The organism is Campylobacter sp. VBCF_01 NA2 (assembly GCF_027797205.1).
Taxonomy (GTDB): Bacteria; Campylobacterota; Campylobacteria; order Campylobacterales; family Campylobacteraceae; genus Campylobacter_B.
The window spans coordinates 1,235,382-1,253,624 of the sequence record NZ_CP115607.1 but is presented as its reverse complement, the minus strand read 5'-3'; the positions used below and the strand labels follow the sequence as shown (position 1 = coordinate 1,253,624).

17 protein-coding genes and 5 tRNA genes are annotated in these 18,243 nt (G+C 40.9%); 5 read left to right on the top strand and 17 right to left on the bottom strand.

What is annotated here, in order from left to right; translation table 11 throughout:
• Positions 1-5: 5 nt before the first annotated feature.
• From PF027_RS06385 to PF027_RS06350, 8 genes are all read right to left on the bottom strand, one after another.
• Complete coding sequence (locus PF027_RS06385; protein WP_270872790.1) at positions 6-1,373, bottom strand: sodium-dependent transporter; 1,368 nt, start codon at positions 1,371-1,373, stop codon at positions 6-8.
• Complete coding sequence (gene rsfS / locus PF027_RS06380) at positions 1,373-1,708, bottom strand: ribosome silencing factor (protein ID WP_270872789.1); 336 nt, start codon at positions 1,706-1,708, stop codon at positions 1,373-1,375. Before rsfS ends, PF027_RS06385 begins: the two co-directional genes overlap by 1 nt.
• Positions 1,696-2,250, bottom strand: a complete 555-nt coding sequence (gene nadD / locus PF027_RS06375; protein ID WP_270872788.1) for a nicotinate (nicotinamide) nucleotide adenylyltransferase — start codon at positions 2,248-2,250, stop codon at positions 1,696-1,698. Before nadD ends, rsfS begins: the two co-directional genes overlap by 13 nt.
• A gap of 89 nt (positions 2,251-2,339) precedes the next feature.
• A tRNA-Arg gene (locus PF027_RS06370) sits at positions 2,340-2,416 on the bottom strand.
• 13 nt (positions 2,417-2,429) lie between these two features.
• On the bottom strand, positions 2,430-2,810 hold the full coding sequence (locus PF027_RS06365; protein WP_270859672.1) for a response regulator: 381 nt from the start codon (positions 2,808-2,810) through the stop codon (positions 2,430-2,432).
• A 10-nt stretch (positions 2,811-2,820) separates the two neighbouring features.
• On the bottom strand, positions 2,821-6,933 hold the full coding sequence (locus tag PF027_RS06360) for an ATP-binding protein (RefSeq protein WP_270877244.1): 4,113 nt from the start codon (positions 6,931-6,933) through the stop codon (positions 2,821-2,823).
• Positions 6,934-7,080: 147 nt separating this feature from the next.
• Positions 7,081-8,886: an excinuclease ABC subunit UvrC gene (gene uvrC / locus PF027_RS06355; RefSeq protein WP_270877243.1), complete on the bottom strand. Its 1,806-nt coding sequence runs from the start codon at positions 8,884-8,886 to the stop codon at positions 7,081-7,083.
• Positions 8,852-9,340, bottom strand: a complete 489-nt coding sequence (locus PF027_RS06350) for a hypothetical protein (RefSeq protein ID WP_270862134.1) — start codon at positions 9,338-9,340, stop codon at positions 8,852-8,854. The genes uvrC and PF027_RS06350 overlap by 35 nt, the downstream gene beginning before the upstream one ends.
• A 151-nt stretch (positions 9,341-9,491) precedes the next feature.
• Between PF027_RS06350 and guaA the strand changes: the two genes are divergently transcribed.
• Positions 9,492-11,027, top strand: a complete 1,536-nt coding sequence (gene guaA / locus PF027_RS06345; RefSeq protein ID WP_270872784.1) for a glutamine-hydrolyzing GMP synthase — start codon at positions 9,492-9,494, stop codon at positions 11,025-11,027.
• 32 nt (positions 11,028-11,059) lie between these two features.
• Here the strand turns inward: guaA and PF027_RS06340 are convergent, their stop codons facing one another.
• The 8 genes from PF027_RS06340 to PF027_RS06305 all read right to left on the bottom strand — a co-directional run bounded on the left by PF027_RS06340 (position 11,060) and on the right by PF027_RS06305 (position 15,243).
• Positions 11,060-11,857 (bottom strand): class I SAM-dependent methyltransferase, encoded by a 798-nt coding sequence (locus tag PF027_RS06340; RefSeq protein ID WP_270872783.1) that lies wholly within the window; start codon positions 11,855-11,857, stop codon positions 11,060-11,062.
• A 68-nt stretch (positions 11,858-11,925) separates the two neighbouring features.
• Entirely contained in the window at positions 11,926-13,050 is a 1,125-nt protein-coding gene (locus PF027_RS06335; protein ID WP_270872782.1) for an ABC transporter permease, read from the bottom strand.
• Entirely contained in the window at positions 13,047-13,553 is a 507-nt protein-coding gene (locus tag PF027_RS06330; protein ID WP_270872781.1) for an AAA family ATPase, read from the bottom strand. The genes PF027_RS06335 and PF027_RS06330 overlap by 4 nt, the downstream gene beginning before the upstream one ends.
• The gene (locus PF027_RS06325) at positions 13,501-13,962 is read right to left on the bottom strand and encodes an ABC transporter ATP-binding protein (RefSeq protein ID WP_270872780.1); all 462 of its coding nucleotides are present in this window, start codon (positions 13,960-13,962) and stop codon (positions 13,501-13,503) included. The genes PF027_RS06330 and PF027_RS06325 overlap by 53 nt, the downstream gene beginning before the upstream one ends.
• A complete protein-coding gene (locus PF027_RS06320) occupies positions 13,959-14,885 on the bottom strand; it encodes an HlyD family secretion protein (protein WP_270872779.1) in 927 nt (308 codons plus the stop codon). Before PF027_RS06320 ends, PF027_RS06325 begins: the two co-directional genes overlap by 4 nt.
• A 107-nt stretch (positions 14,886-14,992) precedes the next feature.
• Positions 14,993-15,068: transfer RNA gene (locus tag PF027_RS06315), tRNA-Lys, on the bottom strand.
• Between the two features lie 17 nt (positions 15,069-15,085).
• Positions 15,086-15,162: transfer RNA gene (locus PF027_RS06310), tRNA-Asp, on the bottom strand.
• A gap of 5 nt (positions 15,163-15,167) precedes the next feature.
• Positions 15,168-15,243: transfer RNA gene (locus PF027_RS06305), tRNA-Val, on the bottom strand.
• Between the two features lie 118 nt (positions 15,244-15,361).
• On the opposite strand from PF027_RS06305, the gene PF027_RS06300 reads away from it, so the two are divergent.
• The 4 genes from PF027_RS06300 (at position 15,362) to PF027_RS06285 (ending at position 17,463) form a co-directional block, all read left to right on the top strand.
• Entirely contained in the window at positions 15,362-15,949 is a 588-nt protein-coding gene (locus PF027_RS06300; RefSeq protein WP_270865254.1) for a transglycosylase SLT domain-containing protein, read from the top strand.
• 57 nt (positions 15,950-16,006) lie between these two features.
• Entirely contained in the window at positions 16,007-16,813 is an 807-nt protein-coding gene (kdsA, locus tag PF027_RS06295) for a 3-deoxy-8-phosphooctulonate synthase (protein WP_270872778.1), read from the top strand.
• A gap of 10 nt (positions 16,814-16,823) precedes the next feature.
• Positions 16,824-17,285, top strand: a complete 462-nt coding sequence (locus PF027_RS06290; protein ID WP_270869198.1) for a hypothetical protein — start codon at positions 16,824-16,826, stop codon at positions 17,283-17,285.
• A 101-nt stretch (positions 17,286-17,386) separates the two neighbouring features.
• Positions 17,387-17,463 (top strand) — tRNA-Glu (locus PF027_RS06285).
• Here the strand turns inward: PF027_RS06285 and PF027_RS06280 are convergent.
• Positions 17,442-18,233, bottom strand: a complete 792-nt coding sequence (locus PF027_RS06280; protein WP_270872777.1) for an energy-coupling factor ABC transporter ATP-binding protein — start codon at positions 18,231-18,233, stop codon at positions 17,442-17,444. The genes PF027_RS06285 and PF027_RS06280 overlap by 22 nt on opposite strands.
• Positions 18,234-18,243: the final 10 nt, after the last annotated feature.

Below are 18,243 nucleotides of genomic sequence, written 5' to 3'. Positions count from 1 at the left end.
AATTTCTATCCAAAAATTCCATACACAAAGACGACCGCTATGATTAGTGGTAGCACAAATCGCACATATACTAGCCAAATTTTGGCTAAACCTGCGCCTTGTTTTCCGCCGTTCGTGAGCTCATGCACGGCGTCATCGCCTAGCACCCAGCCCACATAAAGGCTACACATCAAGGCTGTTAGGACAAAGAAAATATTTGCGCTCACGAAGTCAAACGCATCAAATATCGAGCGAGATAGAATTTGCACATCGCCCAAGATATTGCTTGAAAGTATGCAAGGGATATTTCCTAGCACGAAAATAGCCAAAAGCACGATATTTGTGGATTTCGTGGTGCTAAGACCAAATTTTTCCTCGACATAATTTATCAAAACCTGATAAATCGTAAGCGATGTGGTAAGGGCGGCGATGAGTAGTATCGATAAAAACACGACGCCGATTAGATTGCCAAATGGCATATACGAAAACGCGATAGGTAGGGATTCGAATACTAGCCTCGTGCCTTTTGTAGGCTCTAAGCCCACAGAAAAGAGCGCAGGGAAAATCATAAATCCCGCAAGCACCGCAATTATTGTGTTTATCACGGCTGTGAGTGTGGCGGTTTGGATTAAATTTTCTTCCTTGTCTAAAAAGCTAGAAAGGGTAATCATAACGCCAAAGCCCAAAGATAGGGCGAAAAATACCTGCCCTAGCACATCGATTAGAAGCTTTGGCGTGATTTTGGCAAAATCAATGCTAAGGTAAAATCCCACGCCCGCTGTCGCGCTAGGCAGGGTCAAATTCGTAACAATAACCGCGATAAAGCACAAAAAAAGTGCTGGCATGAGAAATTTGACAAATTTTTCGATTCCATCTATTATGCCCTTTTTTAGGATATACCAGTTAATTGCCACGAAAATAAATGTGTAAATTCCGATCCAAAGCGGGTTGTTTTCGATATTTGCGTTGTAGAAATTTTCCGTAAATTTTGGGTCTGTTATCGGGGCGGAGAGATTGAAATTTCCATTGATTATGTTGATAATGTATGTCAGAACCCAGCCGCCAAGCACCATATAATAAGCCAAAATTCCAAACGCGCCAATTAGCCCCATAATGCCTACGATTTTCCATTTTTGCGAGATTTTCTCGCCATTAAGTTTTGGCACACCAAAGGCATCGACTGAATTTCTTAGCGCCCTGCGTCCGATGACATTTTCGACCAAAATCATTGGAATTCCAAGCGCAATCATCGCTACGCAAAATACAAAAACATACGCCCCACCGCCGTTTTCGCCGACTAAATACGGGAAACGCCAGGTGCAGCCAAAGCCGATTGTTGCGCCTGCGACGGTTAGGATATAGGTGAGTTTGTTACTCCAAGTTTGACGCTCCATTAGAACTCTTCTTTTTTAAGTTTTGCTAAAAAGTCCTCGATATCGTATTTGGTGCGGTATGTATCGCTCATAAGATGAACGATGATATCTCCAAGATCAACGACGCTCCAATCATCGCCTTCCTCAATAGCCAAAAACTCCTCACCAGCGGGTTTGAGAGCGGTTTTGAGCTCCTCGATTAGCGAGTATGCGTGGCGACCTGTGAAAGTGGTGGCGATGACTACGAATTTCGCGATGTATTCTTTATCGCTCATGTCGATGACTTGGGGATTTTCTGCCTTTTTCTCGCTTAGGATGTGTGCGATTTTTTCGGCTCTTTGTCTTACTTCTTGCATTTTTTTCCTTTATAAAAATTTATTACTTCATCTTTGATTTGCGCTGGAATTTCGCCTTTTAAGCTAGCGCGAAAAGATGAGGAAGAGATTTTAACATTAATATTAATTTTTGGCAAATTCGCCCATTTTATGGGGATACTAGCGCCCTCTCTGGTGGCGATCACGAAGCAAACCAAATCTCGCAACTGCTCGAAATTTTGCCATTTTTCAAGCTCGGCGAGATTGTCTGCGCCGATGATGAGGTAAATTTGGCTAGGGTTAAATTTTTGCTTTAAAAATTTCACGCTTTCAATAGTCGCAACCTTGCGGTTTTGCGAGATTTCGTAATCGCTAATAAGGATATTTTCGCGCTCACCCCAAAGGCTTTGACACCATTTTAGGCGCAGGCTCGGAGGGGCTGTGAATTCGGACTTAAACGGATTTATAAAAGTTGGCATAATCACTAGCAAATCGGCTAAATTTGCGCTTAGAGCCTCTTTTACTATCGCGTCGTGTCCAGCATGAGGCGGATCGAAACTCCCGCCAAAAAGTGCGATTCTCACTATTATCCTTAAAATTTTGGCGCGATTATAGCGTTTTGTGCTTTATAAAGGGGTTAAATTTTAATAAATTTGATTTGAAATTCAATAGGTGGTGTCCCTGGCGAGATTCGAACTCACGGCCTCAAAATTAGGAATTTTGCGCTCTATCCAGCTGAGCTACAAGGACAAAATCGGTGAAATTAATCACCGATTATGTTCATAACATCATCTAGCTTGCGTTGTAAATCTGAATAATCGATTGGCTTAGTCATAAAGTCATACGCGCCTTTATTTAAAGCCTCTCTTTTTGCAGTTTCATCTGTGGTTAAAACTATTACAGGAATATGTGCGATATGCTCCCTAGAATGCAAGTTATCTAAAAATTCTAAGCCGTTCATTACAGGCATAACAATGTCAAGTAGGACTAAATCCACTGGCTCTGCCTCTAATACGGCCAATCCGTCCAAGCCGTTTTTGGCTTGGAGGATTGTGGTAAATTTACCATATTTTTTTATCATAACTTCTAATAGTTTCAAATTTATAAGGTCATCATCAATCATCAAAACTTTTAATTCTTTCATCAACTATCCCTTATATATATTTTTGCGCAAGTTTTTCTAGGCCAGATTTAGTGATGTTGTAAGTAACAACTTCGCTAAATGCAGGGTTCTCGTCGTTGTCGTTAGAGAACAATACTAGATTTGTATTTGGCGCTTTTTGGTGTAGATTTTCTAGGGCAGCGAAATCGATACCAGCTAGTTTTTTATCTATCAATACCAATTTGTAGCTATCGTTAGTTGCCATAGAAATTAGTTGCTCAAAATTTGCAGCCATATCAACATCTTTGTATTGGTGTTTCAAAATGCTTGCGAAAATTTTGCTTTCCATGACATTTGCTTTACAAATCAAGACATCTTTTGCTTTCACAGCTTGTGCTACTGGCTCATTAATGATAGTTTTCTTAGGAACTTGTTTCATTATCGTTTTAGGCACTTTCACGGTTTTTAGAATAGTTTTTGGAACTTGGCGTTTTACAAGTTTTTTGACTATTTGTTTGACTGTGCCACCAGCAGGAGCCGCGTCAGAGCGTTTGTCACCAATAAAGTCATTAAGCATATTAGCCAAAATGTCTTTTTTGATCGGTTTTGTACAATACTCATCTAAGCCAGCTGCCATAAATTTCTCTCTATCGCCTTTTAGCGCGTTAGCTGTAACAGCTACGATTGGGATATGGCGTAGGTTGTTATCTGCTTCGTATTGTTTGATTTGTTTTGTTGCTTCGATACCGTCCATTACAGGCATTGAAATATCCATAAAAATCAAATCATACTCTTCGCCTGATTTTCTAGCTTCTAGTGCTAGCAAGCCGTTTTCTACGATCGTTAAATCCATTTCGAAGCTGTTTAATGTGTGCTTCATAAGTTTTTGGTTAATTTCATTATCCTCTGCGATTAGAATTTTAGCAGCGTATTTGCGATTAACCATAGGAACATTGTCATCGTTTGGATTGTGCTCAGCAGGAACTTCAACTTCCTCTTCGACTTCAACTTCCTCTTCAACCATAATTGTCTCTTCTTGTTGAACTTCCTCATAGATTGTAACAGGAACTTCGATGATTTCTTCGATTACTCTTTGTGTAGTAGCTACTGCGGCAGGAGCGACTGTTTCTATCACTGGCTCGACTACTTTTTCTACGACTGGCTCAACTGCTTGTTCTACTACTGGTTCTACAACCGCAGCAACTGGCTCGACTACTGGCTCAGGCTCTACTACCGGTTCTACCACAGGAGCGCTAACTTCTACGCTTGGAGCTTCTACTTTGATCTCAGGAGTTTGAATTGCTACTTCTGGCTCGCTGATTTGAGCTTCGATATCTGAAATTTCAATCTCTTGGCTTTCTGGTTCTACAACTGGTGCCACAACTGGCTCTTCAATTGTAATCTCAGGAATTTCTACCTCGACATTTGGTGTTTCAGGGATATCAAGAGTGATATCAGAAATATCAGTTCTAATCTCTGGGATTTCAGGCTCGATGCTTACGCTAGGTTCTACAACTGGCTCTGAGATTGCAGGCTCTGGTGTAGATACGAAGCTTGCTTCGCTAGCTGTGCCTCTGTGTCTGTTTTGTAAAATAGCACGCAATTCATCTGCTGATGAGCTAGATGGTTTTGGCTCTTCTATTTTTGGTTCTTCTATTTTTGGCTCTTCTACGGCTAGTGGAGCCTCATCCATAATCATCTCTTCTGCAACTATCGGAGTTTCTACGACAGGGCTTTCCTCGATGATTGGCGATTCATCAAGAGTGATATCTGGGATAATTGGTGATTCATCAGCGATAGCAGATAGGCTAGGCTCTTCTACTACTGGCGCTGCCGCTGCTGCTGCCGCTGGTCTAGCTTTTAATGAACCAGATTTTAGAATTTTATCTATTGTTTTGCCTAGTTTTGATAAGTTCACTGGCTCAGATAGAGTGAAAATTCTAGGGTTTGTAATGCTAATACTTTGTAACTCTTTTGGTTTTAGAGTTAGGATTGTAGGTAAAATCGTAGTATTGCTTACATCGCCATAGTTTTTAAATCTAGTAATCAACGCGTCAAAAGAGTTGTTGTTTTGTGCAGAGCGAAGTTGTGCGCTTGAATTAAAGACTGAAATTTTTGCACCTAGATTATTTACATATCTCTTAACGACATCGCTATACATTACATCGTTAGGATCTGCTAGAAGTGCGAAATTTAAGCCGCTGATGTGAGCAAACATCTCTTCTGCGTCTGATTTTTGAGTCTCTTTAAGTGGTAGAGTAAAGAAGAATTTCGTTCCTTTACCAACTGTTGATTTAACTTGTAACTTACCACCCATCATCGCAACATATTTAGATGAAATGGTTAGACCAAGACCGGTTCCGCCGTATTTTCTAGTGATTGTAGAATCAGCTTGTGAGAAGGCGTTAAATACATTTGCTAGTTTATCCTCAGAGATACCGATACCTGTATCTTCGACGCTAAATGTTACGATAGCTTCGCCAGGGTTTTTCTCTTCTTCTCTGACGATATTGACAGCAATGCTACCTTGCTCTGGTGTAAATTTAACGGCATTTGACATAAGGTTGATAAGAACTTCTTTAATCTTAGTAATATCGCCGTATAGGTGATGAACCAGCGTAGGGTCAATGTAAAGCAAGATATCGATGTTTTTCTCGGCAGCTTTTGCAGCGTAGATCTCAACAGCACTCTCGAAATCTTGAATTGGGTTGAATAAAATATCCTCAATCTCAACTTTATTGCTTTCGATTTTAGAAACATCAAGAATGTTATTAATGATGGTTAGAAGGTTTTCAGATGATTTTTCGATTGTATCGACATAATCGCGTTTTTCTTCGTCCAAATCTGTGTTTTTGAGCAACTCTGTAAATCCGATAATACCATTAAGCGGAGTTCTAATCTCGTGTGACATATTCGCAAGGAAGATAGATTTCGCTTTGTTGGCATCCTCAGCTTCTGCTTTTTGCAAGGCAATGAAGTCGATCGCGTCCTCGATAAGTGAGTAGGCTTTGTCGATACCGTCAGCTGTGTTGATATCGAATTGCTCGTTGTTGTTAGAAAGCTCACCAACTCTACCAAGAACCCTTCCAAGGTCGTTGATGTTTCTGTTAATGCGTCTAACGACGGCGATTGAGAAACCAACTAGGATAAGTGATAGCAAGAACGCAGCGGCAGCGAAAATCAATGTTTGAAGTTGTTGCGCTGAGTGAATATCAACACGCTCTTGTAGTGCGTTAGAAGCCATTTTAACAGCTTCATCTAGCATTGCATATTTTTTAGATTGGATACTAAACCACTCGTTAAATGGAATATCATACTCGCCAGTTGCTAATTGAGTTTCAATCGTTCTCATTGCATTTTGTGCATTTTCGGCGATTTGCTCATTTTCAGGTTTAGCGAAATACTCTTCTAGCTCGTTTTTAATACCGATATCTTCACCAGTAGCAGCATAGTGAGTAGCGATGACTAGGTCAGGCATTTCTGATTGCCATGCGTGCTCTTTCCAGTGATCAATCTCTTCCCTAGGAAGTGGGCTACCTGAGATGATGTATTCGATACTGACATCGCGAACCGCAGCTGTTCCAGAGATCGTGTCATACATGTTTGCAAGAGTAAGCGATAGAGTACCAACATCGGCTGAATACAAGTTTTCGTTGATAGTATCACGGAAGGCAGTCAATTGCTCGTCAAACTTATCATAATATTCCTCGAATAACTCAACGAACACTTTGTCACGATTATCAATGCTCTTTCTAATCTCAGGAAGTCTGCCAATCAAATTTGTAATTTGATTAATCGCAGCAGATTGTGCCTCTGAGTGCTCGATGAAAAGTTGGTGAAGAGCATTGTCTTGTTCGTGTGTTTGAGCGTGATAGTCAAGGAAATCTTGCCATGCTTTATCAGTTTTGGCGCGTTGTGTTTTAAGAACAGAGCCAAGACCGACATTGTTACCGCTACCTAGATACGCCGCTGTGATACCACGCTCTTTGGCAAACTCCTCGTAGAAGTCATACAAAGCAGCTGAGATATCGACTTTATGCTTGAGGTTTTCGTTGATTTTATACAACCTCGCAGCATCATACAAATACCAAGACGCAACGACAAAAATGATTAAAAGTGGAACCCACGCAACCATTTTAAGAGCGCTAGAAGTATTTAGTCTCATAAAACATCCTTCGTATTTTGCAAAATGCAAAAAAGTGAAATTTCAACCTCAAAATAAGCTTTACAAAGAAAAATGAAAACTGTATTTCAAAGATTTAATCTCGGATTTTACTCTAAAAATCTTTAAAGGTAGCTTTGTTTGCCTATTTTATGGGCGGAATTTGAACAATTTTTCAGCAAAATTTTGTCCGATTAAGCTTTTTATTTCATCAAAATTTGCCAAATATATATTTTCAAAACTTCCGTAAAAATCCAAAAGTTTTTTGATTTTGCCTTGCGTAAGCCCCAAATTTAGGAGCTTTGAGCTATTTAAGTCATTTTTGCGTTTTGTTTTTTGATGAAATGAGATCACAAATCTGTGTGCCTCGTCCCTTAATTTTTGGAAAAATTGTAATTTTTTATCGTTTGGTTGGAGTGCAAAAATTCCACTATTTGTGCAAATTTTATCCTTTGCCGATCCCTTGGCGCGGTGAGCTTTGGCGCCCAATTTTTCCTTTGAAATCGCGATTACATCGACATTTGCTCCAACGCTAGAAATAATGTCGCAAGCTAAATTTAACAAAACTTCGCCGCCATCAATCACCCACAAATCAGGCGCGCCAAGCTCGTCAAATTTAAGCGCACGCGAGGTGAGATATTCCTTCATTTGGTCGTAGTCGTTGTTTGAGCTTAGGTGTTTGTGGCGATAATTTTCTTTGAAAAACTCGCCCTCTTTATAGCAGACCATTGCCCCTACTGGCGCACTTCCAAACATGTGCGAGTTATCAAAAATTTCAATATTTACAGGCAAATTTTGCAAACCAAAATAATCTTTCAATTCCGCTAAAAATCCATAATCATGTGTTTTGAGATATTTTTTTATGTTTATTTGGCAGTTTTGGTAGGCGATTTCGCAAATTTTGCGTTTTTCGCCGATTTTTGGGACGATAATGCTAAAATTTCTGCCATGCCTGCTGGCTAAAATTTCGCTCACAAGCGCCTTGTCGTCAAATTCGGCGTAGCAATAAATTTTAGAGCACGCTACTGGCGAACCCCCTGGAAACGCGCTTAAAATGAGCTGTTTATAGCCGTTTTTCGCGTCATCATCGTTTGCGTTTTTTAGGTGAGAAATGTGATAGTTCGAGGCTGAAATTTTGCCCTCTCTCACGCTAAAATGCACAGCACAAATCAAATTTGCCTCCCCAGCAATCGCAAATACTTCAAAATCATCTAACTTTGCTAAATCCACCTCGACTTTGATATTCATTTGCTTTAAAATTTCGATTTTATCGCGCATACTGGCAGCTTCTTCGAAATTTTCATTTTCGGCAAATTTAAGCATTAGCGAGCTTAGATATGGCACCATTTTTTGCGGATTTTTGAGCGAATTTAACGCCTCTTCGACTATTTTTTTATATTCGCCACTTGAAATTTTGCCCTCGCACGGGGCTTTGCAGCGACCAATCTGCGCAAATAGGCAGGCTTTTTTATCTTTGATACAGTTTTTTTTCTGCACGAGCGGAAATTTCATATAAAGCGTCTCTAAAATTTCCTTCGCGCCGTGAAAATACGGACCAAAATACCGAATATTCGCCCCTTTTATCACCTTGCGCGTGATTTCAAAGCGCGGAAATTCGTCGTTTAAATTTATATAGATATAAGGGTATGTTTTATCGTCGCGCAAAAGAATATTATACTTGGGTTTGAGCTGTTTGATAAAGGAATTTTCCAAAATCAGCGCGTCGCTCTCGCTTGGGGTGATGATGTATTCTAAATGCACAGCTTCGCTTATCATTTTGGCGATTCGAGCGCCAAGGCGCGGGCTTGGAGCGAGCGCGGGAGTGAAGCTAAAATAGCTTTTGACGCGGTTTTTTAGCACCTTTGCTTTGCCCACATAGAGCAATTTCCCGTCTGCGCCGAAATACTGATAAATGCCGGGATTAGCGGGCAGGGATTTGATTTCGTCGATTAGCAATGATAATCTCTCTTATTTCTTCAAAAATTTTATGAATTTTTTCATCTTTGATATTGTTTGTGAATTTGCCCTGTGATTTCTCTGCCACGCGCACATCGCTACTACTTGCTTTTTTTTGGGCGAGTTCTTGCTTGCGCTTTTTGCTCATTGTTTTGGTAGCGACGAAAATTTTCACATCCATATCAGGGTGAAATTCGCCAAATTTATGCACGCTGGCAAAGATTTTTAATATATCTTTTATCAGTTTTATACTACTATCTCGTTTTAGCTCTTGAAGTCCTGCTGGGTGCTTCACAGCTATCATCAAAATGTCATTTTTGGTGTAGATAAAGGCTATGATTTTTTGCCAGTTTTTGGGCAAAATTTTAATAAAACTCTCTCTGGCACGAAATTTGGCGTATAAAGGACTATTTTTTACATGTGCAATGATTTGTTTAATACTTTTAGTTTCCATAAGTTGATTTTAGCATTTTTTATTTTAGGTTTGCTTAGTGGGTGCGGATACAAAGCCGATCCGTTTTATAGCACAGACTCAAATTCGAGCAAGGTAACCAAATAATGGCTAAATTTAGTTATAATCAGTGAAATTTTAATGAAGGGAAAATATGCAAACAGCTGACATTTTAGTTTTGGATTTTGGTTCGCAATACACGCAACTTATCGCGCGTAGGCTTCGCGAACAAGGTGTTTATACAGAACTCATACCATTTGACGCCTCAATCGAGCAGATTATGGCGAAAAACCCAAAAGGCTTGATTTTAAGCGGTGGGCCAGCGAGCGTGTATGCAAAGGACGCTTATTTTTGTGATGAGAAAATTTTTGATTTAGGCTTGCCGATACTTGGGATTTGCTATGGTATGCAGCTAATCGCGCAACATTTCGGTGCCTCTGTCGTGCCAGCAGCGAAAAAAGAATTTGGCAAAGCAAGCCTAAAACTACTTCGTTCAAACAAGCTTTTTAACGGCGTGAGCGATAACTCGACCGTGTGGATGAGCCACTCGGACAAGGTCGCTAGCCTGCCAGAGGATTTCGAGGTTTTGGCGTGTTCGGACGAGAGCGAGTGGTGCGTGTTTGGCAATGACGCGAAGAAAATTTACGCATTGCAATTCCACCCAGAGGTGCAACACTCAGAATTTGGCAATCAAATTTTAAAGAATTTTGCAAAAGAGATTTGCGGGTTAAGTAGCACTTGGAATATGGGAAGTTTCGCAAAAGAGCAAATCGCAAAAATCAAAGCAAAAGTAGGCAATGATAAAGTCCTTTGTGCGGTAAGCGGCGGCGTAGATAGCTCCGTGGTGGCAGCTCTCCTTGCCCACGCAGTGCCAGAGAATCTAATCGTAGTTTTTGTAGATAACGGACTACTTCGCACAAACGAAGCAAGGCAAGTCGAAGAGATGTTTAAGCTCAAACTTGGCGTAAATTTAATCAGCGTCGATGCGAGTGAGCTGTTTTTAAGCCGCTTAAAAGGCGTAACTGAGCCAGAGAAAAAACGCAAAATCATCGGCGAGACTTTTATCGAAGTTTTTGATAAGGAAGCTAAAAAATTTGAAAATGTAAAATACCTAGCACAAGGCACACTTTATACCGATGTGATCGAAAGCTCTCCAAGCGGGGCAAGTAAAACGATAAAAAGCCATCACAATGTAGGCGGACTGCCTGAGTGGATGAAATTTGAGCTAATCGAGCCATTGCGTGAAATTTTCAAAGACGAAGTGCGCCAGCTAGGGCTCGAACTAGGACTTTCGCGAGATGTCGTATTCCGCCACCCTTTCCCGGGACCGGGCCTTGCGATTCGCATTATGGGCGAAGTAAATACGCCAAATTTAGAGCTACTTCGCAAAGCCGATGTGATTTTAAGAGAAGAGCTAAAATCGAGCGGTTGGTATGATAAAACTTGGCAGGCATTTTGCGTGTTATTAAATGTCAGAAGTGTCGGCGTCATGGGCGATAACCGCACTTATGAAAATGCAGTTTGTATCCGCGTAGTCGATGCGAGCGACGGCATGACGGCTAGTTTTTCGCGTCTTCCTTATGACCTGCTAGAAAACTGCTCACGTCGCATTATAAACGAAGTAGAAGGCATAAATAGAGTAGTTTATGATATTTCGTCCAAACCACCTGCAACTATCGAGTGGGAGTAATTTTTAATTTGACGGGCGTTTTGCCCGTCTTTTTATTTTTTTCGCAAATTTAATCTCAAAATAAACGCCAAATTAAATTTATCCACAAACGCCATTATAAGGCGAGTGGAGAGTTTTGTTTTATTTTTTAGCATTTTTCGTGCAGTGGCGAAAAACGGCGTTTTGCTTAAAATTTCACACTCGCACTTACTGGCAAATTCGCCCCCATTTTGCACGCAAAACTCCATTTTAGCCATATTTTCGCCAAATCTACTTACATAAAAATTCGCGCATCGTATGCCAAATTTTGTCGTAGCGTCAAAAATGAGCTCGGAATTTTTAAAATTTGCCTTTAAATTTGCGATTAAATTTAGTATTTTTGTCTCGGTAAAATACATAAAAACGCCGTTTGCGACAAAAATCGTAGGCAAGCTTTTATCTAAAATTTCTGTCCATTTCATATCAAACATATTGCCACTAATCAGAGTTTCATTATCATTTTGTGGGAGTAAATTTTGCCTAAATTCGATAACTTCCGCCAAATCAACGCTGTAAAATCTAGCCCCATTTTTGCCGAAACGAAACGCCAAAGTCTCCAAGCCACAGCCCAAATTTACGACATTGCAAACGCCATGCGTGGCAATGAAATCCTTTATCATAATGTCGGTTTCATAGTATCTTGCCGCAGAAGCCAAAGACTCGTATTCGGACGAAATTTTTAGGAATTTTTGCGGGATTTTATCTTCAAATTTCATCGCCGTCTCATCGTAAAAATACTGCTTGAAATTTTTACTTGCATGAATTCTTGCGATTAATGGAATAAATAGCGTATTTGCGATTTTATTTTGCATAAATATCCTTTTTACGGGATTTATAAATTTCAATAACGATATATTTTATCAAAAAATGCTTAAATTTCTCAGTCCAATGTGTTTTTGTAGGCTTTTAGCGTCAGGGCGGTGATTACAAGCACGATTAGGCAAAGTGGGGCAAGGTTTGGCAAAACATCGACAAATTGCGCGTTTTTTAGCATTATCGCGCGACAAATTCGCAAAAAATATGTCAGCGGGAAACACTGTCCCAAAAACTGCGCCCAGCTTGGCATGCCTAAAAATGGGAACATAAACCCGCTTAATAGCATTGATGGAAGCATTACGAAAACCGACATTTGCAGGGCTTGGGTCTGGTTTTTGGCGATTGTCGATATCAAAAATCCTAATGCCAAATTGCAAACAATGAAAATAAACGAACAGAAAAAAAGCAGTGCCAAAGAGCCTAAAATAGGCACTTCAAAGAGAAATTTCGCCATTATGATTATGAGAGAGGTTTGCACAATGCCGATGAAAACAAACGGCGTGATTTTGCCAATCATCACTTCGAGCGGGGTTACTGGCATGGAGAGCAGATTTTCCATCGTGCCTAGCTCGCGCTCCCTTGTCAGCGATAGTGCCGTCATCATAACGCCGGTAAAAATCAAAACCATGCCGATTAGCCCAGGGATTATGTTGTATCTCGTAAATCCCTCTGGGTTGAAATTTCGGTGAAGCAGAATTTCAAATGGCGGATTTTTGGTGCGCAGATGAGCCAGATTTCCTTTAAATTCTTTATTTATCACGCTTTGGCTGACCCCAGAAATCGCGCTTATAGCCGACGATACAGCCACTGGATCGCTAGCGTCTGCTTGAAGCAAAATTTTAGGATTTTCAGCGCGGATTATACCCTTGGTAAAATTTTCGCCTATATTTAGCACGAACAAAACTTTTCCCTGTTTTAGGAGCTTTTCGCCGGTTTTGTCATCTGAGATTTCGGCGACTATCCTAAAATAGCCAGAATTTTCAAGCCCACTTACAATGCTTCTGCTAAGCGGCGAATTGTCCCTGCAATTAAGCGCCATGGGCAGGTTTTTGGGGTCCATATTTATGGCGTAACCAAACATCAAAAGCCAAATTATCGGGATCGCCACGACCATGCCAAATGTGGTTTTATCGCGCCTTAGCTGGATTAGCTCTTTTTTGACGAGGGCTTTTATGCGCGCTAGCCTCATTTAAGCGCCTTTTTTAGGTAATACACGAAGGCATCTTCTAGCAAAACCTCGCTTTTTTGCCACGAAAGTTCGTGCTTAAATTTATAGGTTTGCAGGATTTTTTCTAGCCTTTGCTCATCTTCGCCACAAATTCGCAAACTCTCTCCAAACATCGCTGTTGTGGTGATTTCGTCCATGTTTTGCAAAATTTGCGCCAAATTTGCCAAATTTATTCCGCCAAGTATAAACGAAAAAAGCCCAGTTTGCCTAGCGACGCTTTTTGGAGTGCCTTTGACGACGATTTTGCCATTTGCGATATAGACCAACTCATCGCAACGCTCAGCCTCGTCCATATAGTGCGTGCTCACAAGCGTGGTAATTCCCTCGTCCTTGAGCCTGCCAAGCTCGTCCCAAAACTCGCGCCTAGCCTTTGGATCGACGCCTGCCGTGGGCTCATCAAGCAGCAAAATTTCAGGCTTGTGCAGTATGCAAAGCACTAAGCGCAAGTCTTTGTTTCCAACCACCAGAAAGTCCCCTGCTTAGCTGATTTTGTCTATCCATAAGGCCTAAGTTTGCGAGTGTTTCGTCGATGATTGTTTTCGAATTTGGAATTTGATAAATTTGGGCTACGAATTCTAAATTTTCCCTTATCGTCAAATCTTCCCAAAAGCTGAATTTTTGGGTCATATAGCCGACTTTTTCGCGGATTTTATCGCTTTGGGTCAAAACATCGTATCCTAAAACCTGACCTTTTGCGCTATCTGGGGTCAAAAGTCCGCAAATTAGCCTGATTGTCGTGGTTTTGCCGCTGCCGTTGGGGCCTAAAAATCCGTAAATTTTGCCACGCGGGACTTGAAGCGAGATATTTTTTATGACCTCTTTGCCGCCGAAACTTTTTCTTAGCTCGCTAACATCGATTGCAAATTCGCTCATTTTATTCTCACGCTAACGCCCAAACCCGGCTTTAATTCGGTGTTTGGCGCAAAGGTGGCTTCGAGCATAAAGACCATTTTTTCTCTGCTTGCGACGCTGTAAATCACGGGCGGAGTAAATTCGGCGCTTGGCGAGATATACGAGATCACAGCTGGTTTTTCGCCCTCGCAGCCGTCGCACAAAACTCCGATTTCATCGCCGATTTTGAGCTTCGCAAGGATTTTTTGTGGCACAAAAAATCTGACTTTGATATTTTGCGGTTCTAAAATCGATAAAACCGGGCTATTTGCGCCGACAAATTCGCCTTTTTTGAAATAAATATCGTAAATTTGACCGCTGTGTTGCGAGACGGCTGTGTTTTTGGCAAAGATTAATTTTGTTTTTTCTAAATTTTGCTCAGCAATGGCGATGTTTGTTTTTGCGATTTCGATTTCATCGTCTCTTGCGCCAAGGTTAGCTGTTTGTAACACTGCCTCGAATTCCGCGACTTTGGCTTTTACCGTGTCGAAATTCGCAGATTTTTGGTCGAATTCGGATTTGCTTATGGTGTTTGATTTGAAAAGTTTTTGCGCTCTAAAAAACTCTTTTTGTGCGTTTTCGAGTGCGATTTTAGCGGAATTTAACTGGGCATTTAGGGCAGAGATTTCGCTTTGTCTTTTGCCTTTGATTAAATTTTCGTAGTTTGATTTTGCCTTGATTAGCTCGTTTTGGGCGATTTTTAAATTCGCTTCACCAAGAGCCTTATCTACGCAAAAAAGTTTATCTGCGGGAGAAATTTCTTGCCCTTTTTGCACATAAATTTCATCTAAAATCCCAGAATTATACGGTGAAATATAGGTAAATTCAGCCTCTATGTAGCCATTTAGTAGCTCTTGCGAGTTTGCAAACGAAAAAAAGAAAATTAGCAAAAAGAAATTTTTCATAAAATACCCAAAAATTGAAATCTGGCGATTATATCAAAAGAAAAATAAAATTTATATAGGTTTTAAGCCAAACACTTTAAGGATTAAAAATTATGTGGATAAAAAAGTGGTGTCCTGCGTTGGATTCGAACCAACGGCCCCCTCATTAAAAGTGAGATGCTCTACCGACTGAGCTAGCAAGACACGGATTGTAAAGTAAGTGGCGCGATGGATGGGGCTCGAACCCACGACCTCCGCCGTGACAGGGCGGCATTCTAACCAGCTGAACTACCATCGCACAAGTGGTGGTCGCTATAAGACTCGAACTTATGACATCCACCTTGTAAGGGTGGCGCTCTACCAACTGAGCTAAGCGACCATTTATTAAAAATGAAGTGTGATTATATATCGATTGATATTAAATTTCGCTTAAATTGGAGAAAAAAATCGAATTTTTTGCTATACTCACGCAAAGCTAAATTTAATAAGAAAGAGTTATGAGAAATTTTATACTGATTTTATTTTTTTCATTACGATTGTTTGGGTATTCGCACGCAGATATTACAAATTCCATCGCGTATGTCGCCACAAATGAGGGTGTCAAACCCGAAATTTTATACACAATCGTAAAAATCGAAAGCGATTTTAACCCCTTTGCGATTTCATTTCTCACAAACAAAGCAAACGCCGATTATTTCGCCACCCTAAGCAGTCCAAATGCGCGAATTCGCACTAGCAATTACAGCCTGAATCGCTCCAAATGGGTCGTGGCGATCCACCCCATAAACGAAGCCTACGCAATCCAAATCGCAAAAGAACTCTACGAAGACGGCTTTCCTATCGATGTGGGACTTGGGCAGCTAAACGCCGTAAATTTCGACAAAAGCGAGATTGATTATATCTTCAACCCCGTTTATAATCTCACAAAATGCGCCAAAATCCTGCGCAAATGCTGGAACGCCAAAAACAAAAATATAAAAGACACAATCGAGTGCTATAATTACGGCATGCGCAAACGCTACTCCAACCCCTACTACAAGCGATTTTACGAGCATTACGAGAAGATGTTTGGCAAGCCGTATTAAGATTAATTATTAATTAAATTTGGTTAAAATAGCCGAAATTTAAACAAAGGATAGAAAATGATTTTAATCGCAGGACCTTGCGTCATCGAAAGCAAAGAGCTAATTTTCGCGGTGGCTGAGAAGCTTCGCAAATTTCACGAAATGGACGGGATCGATTTTTATTTTAAAAGCAGTTTTGATAAGGCAAACCGCACGAGTATCGCAAGCTTCCGTGGTCCAGGGCTTAAAAAGGGCTGCGAAATACTAGCCGAAGTGAAGGAAAAATTTGGATTTAAAATCCTAACCGACATTCACGAAAGCAATCAAGCTGCGCCTGTGGCGGAGGTCGCTGATGCGTTGCAAATCCCGGCGTTTTTGTGCCGACAGACTGATTTGCTCGTAGCCGCTGCTAAAACAAAAGCGGTAGTAAATATCAAAAAAGGGCAATTTCTCGCACCGCAGGCGATGAATCACAGCGTGAAAAAAGTCCTTGAAACGCGTGGCGTAAAAAGCGCAGGTTACGAGGCTGCCAAAGAAAACGGCGTGTGGCTGTGCGAGAGGGGAAGCACCTTTGGATACGGAAATTTGGTCGTAGATATGCGAAGTTTCCCGATAATGCGTGAGTTCGCGCCTGTGATTTTCGACGCGACACACAGCGTGCAAATGCCAAGCGCAAACGGTGCGACAAGTGGCGGAGACGCGAGATTTGTGCCATATCTAGCGCGCGCAGCTGCTAGCGTGGGGGTCGATGGATTTTTCTACGAAACACACCTAAATCCATGCGAAGCCTTGTGCGATGGGCCAAATATGCTAAATTTAGACGAATTAGAAAAAAATATAAATGAAATTTTGGCGATTAAAAGGGCTTTGAATTTTGAAATTTAAAGGGGTTGTAATGCCTAAAACAATTTATATATTTTATATACTTTTTGCGATTTTTTTGAGTGGTTGTGGTGCAAAAGGCGCGAAATTTGAGCATTTTGTCGAACCGCAAAATAATAATGCCATAGTTTATGTTTATAGACAAACAAGTGCCATGGGGGCGTTGGTGCGCACTACGGCTTACTATGATAATGGAGATGGTGCGAAAGAAATCGGCACGATAAGCAACGGGGCGTATGCAAAAGTCGAAATTCCTGCAAATATACAAACGAAAATTTATGTTGGTATCCCCGAGTGGGGCGAAACAATCGTGGCAAAAGTTGGAGAGACTTTATGTTTCAAATATGGCTTAAAAGAAAATGGCACTGTTTTCAATGGATATACCTATGCGCCGATTTACACGGCGTTTCTTTATAGGGTAGATTTACAAACTTGCAAAAAAGAGATTGTAGAGACGCAACTACACAGCAAATAGCTAAATTTCGGCAAATTTCGCATTTAAATTTGCCGAAATTTTTAATTTTATTTAGAGTAAAAGCAAAATTTAGCAAAAAAATAGTATAATTCATATTTTTTGAGCTTTTCGTCTAGCGGCCCAGGACGCTACATTCTCAGTGTAGAAACGCGTGGTTCAAATCCCGCAAGGCTCGCCATTTATGCCAAATAATCCCTCTTCGCCCAATGTGTAAATTTTATCCGCCACAGCACCTATAAATTTCTCATCATGGCTCACGATAATCTCGCTAATATCGAGGTTTTTGAGGATTTTTGCGACGCGCGATTGCATAGCAAAATCAAGCCCAGTCGTGGGCTCATCGAGCAAAACTATCTCAGGCTCGCACACGATCACCCCAGCAAGTGCTACGAGTTTTTTCTCGCCACCACTTAGATGATACGGCACGGCGTCCCTTAAATGCGAGATTCCAAAGCGTTGCAAAATCTCATCAACTTGGATTTTTATCTCGTCTTCGCTTAAAATTTTTCGTGGTTTTATGTGGTGATTGTGTGGCGTGGTGAAAATTTCGCTGGAATTTTCGCTGGAATTTTGCTCTAAATTTTCGCCCGAATTTTTACGGAAAAATTTTAAAATTTTAGCCTTTTTTGTGCCCCCGTTTTGCCCCTTTTTTATCGCTTCGTTTCGCGCCCTAAGCCCAAATGCGACATCGTCAAAGACATTGGCGCAGATGAATTGCTCGTCGGAGTTTTGAAACAAAAACCCGATATTTTGGCGAAATTTCGCAAACTCTTTGACGCTAGAAATTTTTTCGTGAAAAATCTCGATCTCTCCGCTACTAGGTGCCCTTAACCCGCACAAAATCTCCAAAAGCGTGGTTTTACCACGACCATTTTCGCCCAAGATTACGATTTTTTCCTTGTGCGCGACATCTAAATTTAGCCCCGCAAAAAGGGCTCTCTCGCCCATTTTCGCGCTT

What these genes read in the sequence shown, in the direction of transcription:
- PF027_RS06385 (WP_270872790.1), bottom strand. Translation starts at nt 1,373, where the DNA reads ATGGAGCGTCAAACTTGGAGTAACAAACTCACCTATATCCTAACCGTC.
- rsfS (WP_270872789.1), bottom strand. Translation starts at nt 1,708, where the DNA reads ATGCAAGAAGTAAGACAAAGAGCCGAAAAAATCGCACACATCCTAAGC.
- PF027_RS06365 (WP_270859672.1), bottom strand. Translation starts at nt 2,810, where the DNA reads ATGAAAGAATTAAAAGTTTTGATGATTGATGATGACCTTATAAATTTG.
- PF027_RS06360 (WP_270877244.1), bottom strand. Translation starts at nt 6,933, where the DNA reads ATGAGACTAAATACTTCTAGCGCTCTTAAAATGGTTGCGTGGGTTCCA.
- PF027_RS06350 (WP_270862134.1), bottom strand. Translation starts at nt 9,340, where the DNA reads ATGGAAACTAAAAGTATTAAACAAATCATTGCACATGTAAAAAATAGT.
- guaA (WP_270872784.1), top strand. Translation starts at nt 9,492, where the DNA reads ATGCAAACAGCTGACATTTTAGTTTTGGATTTTGGTTCGCAATACACG.
- PF027_RS06340 (WP_270872783.1), bottom strand. Translation starts at nt 11,857, where the DNA reads ATGCAAAATAAAATCGCAAATACGCTATTTATTCCATTAATCGCAAGA.
- PF027_RS06335 (WP_270872782.1), bottom strand. Translation starts at nt 13,050, where the DNA reads ATGAGGCTAGCGCGCATAAAAGCCCTCGTCAAAAAAGAGCTAATCCAG.
- PF027_RS06325 (WP_270872780.1), bottom strand. Translation starts at nt 13,962, where the DNA reads ATGAGCGAATTTGCAATCGATGTTAGCGAGCTAAGAAAAAGTTTCGGC.
- PF027_RS06320 (WP_270872779.1), bottom strand. Translation starts at nt 14,885, where the DNA reads ATGAAAAATTTCTTTTTGCTAATTTTCTTTTTTTCGTTTGCAAACTCG.
- PF027_RS06300 (WP_270865254.1), top strand. Translation starts at nt 15,362, where the DNA reads ATGAGAAATTTTATACTGATTTTATTTTTTTCATTACGATTGTTTGGG.
- kdsA (WP_270872778.1), top strand. Translation starts at nt 16,007, where the DNA reads ATGATTTTAATCGCAGGACCTTGCGTCATCGAAAGCAAAGAGCTAATT.
- PF027_RS06290 (WP_270869198.1), top strand. Translation starts at nt 16,824, where the DNA reads ATGCCTAAAACAATTTATATATTTTATATACTTTTTGCGATTTTTTTG.
- PF027_RS06280 (WP_270872777.1), bottom strand. Translation starts at nt 18,233, where the DNA reads ATGGGCGAGAGAGCCCTTTTTGCGGGGCTAAATTTAGATGTCGCGCAC.